Source organism: Pseudoalteromonas atlantica, assembly GCF_043641955.1.
Lineage (GTDB): Bacteria > Pseudomonadota > Gammaproteobacteria > Enterobacterales > Alteromonadaceae > Pseudoalteromonas > Pseudoalteromonas atlantica_A.
In genome coordinates, this window is record NZ_JBHZRV010000027.1 from 1 (window position 1) to 1,163 (window position 1,163).

Genomic DNA, 1,163 nt, shown 5'->3' on the forward strand with positions numbered 1-1,163 from the left:
CAAGGGATTTTAAGTCATAAGGATAAGTTAAAAATTGAATTCTTTAATTTGTATCAATAATTTAATGGGTTAAATTGTTTAACCTACGCCTTTGTACCATTTCACATCGTTGGTGGCTGCTTGTTGCTTTAACCGTTGTTTACTGCCTGCAAAATTTGAATATTGCTGCCTAAAACGTTGAATTGATTTAAGCCAGTGCGCTTCTTCTATATTCAGAGTGAGCAGCACTTTTGGTACTGCCCTGTTGATATGTCCTTTTTTCTTTGGATCTATGTGGCGACCACTCCAGTCAACTAATTCAATGTAATCGACTAAGGCAAAAGGGATTGTGTTTTTAATGTGGTTTCCACCAAAGAGCTTTAGCTTTGCGGGTTGACTTTCATGCTGAAGAGCCTCTTTGTGTTTTAGGGGTTTATTCTCTTTGACCGTGCCTGTGGTGAAGGCTTTAAAATGCGCTATACGTTCTTGAATTGAGGTGAAGTCACTGTCTTCAAGCGTGTCGGCTATGTTTGCTCTGATAGGATTCAAGTCAACGTAGGCCATACAACTAAGCACTGCGGTTTCATCTAATAATGCTTGTGATTTGTAGCGTCCTTCCCAGTATTTACCTGTGCAGTTATCTTCTTTATTGGCTTCGCGGGCAATGTATTCATTAAGATTTTTCATATACCAGCTGATGTCGTAGAGTCGTTCTCGCCACCTAGCAATGAGTTCATTAAAAAAGAGTAAACTCGCCTTATCTAACTGCTCTCCATTTAAGTAGCGATCAACTAAAATATGGCCGTTATAAAGCTGATACCAGCGGGTAATTACTTCATCATCAGACCAATCAAGAGCTTGTCGCCTATTGACGTTCACAACTAGGTGGTAGTGATTACTCATAATTGCGTAGGCGGCAATGTCTATGGCAAATACGCTACTTAATAACTTTATCCGATCTACTAGCCACTCCCGGCGATGATCAAAGTTCTTACCTGTGTATTTATCATCTCCGCACAAAAACGCTCGTCTAACACATCGTGAGATTAGGTGATAATAAGATGTGGATGCTAAATCAATCAGCTTTTTTCTTGCGCGAGTCATAAAATACCAACTTTATTTTAACTGTATATAAAAACAGTAGTCGATACTATGGGTTTTGCAAAAAAAATTGTGCCTGTCCT

General features: G+C 39.1%; 1 protein-coding gene. It reads right to left on the reverse strand.

Annotation, left to right across the window (positions count from 1 at the left end; genetic code table 11):
* Positions 1-78: 78 nt before the first annotated feature.
* The gene (locus tag ACHUE3_RS19835; RefSeq protein WP_394194018.1) at positions 79-1,083 is read right to left on the reverse strand and encodes a transposase; all 1,005 of its coding nucleotides are present in this window, start codon (positions 1,081-1,083) and stop codon (positions 79-81) included.
* Between the last annotated feature and the right edge of the window lie 80 nt (positions 1,084-1,163).

Coding starts and splice junctions, on each gene's coding strand:
- ACHUE3_RS19835 (WP_394194018.1), bottom strand. CDS start 1,083: ATGACTCGCGCAAGAAAAAAGCTGATTGATTTAGCATCCACATCTTAT.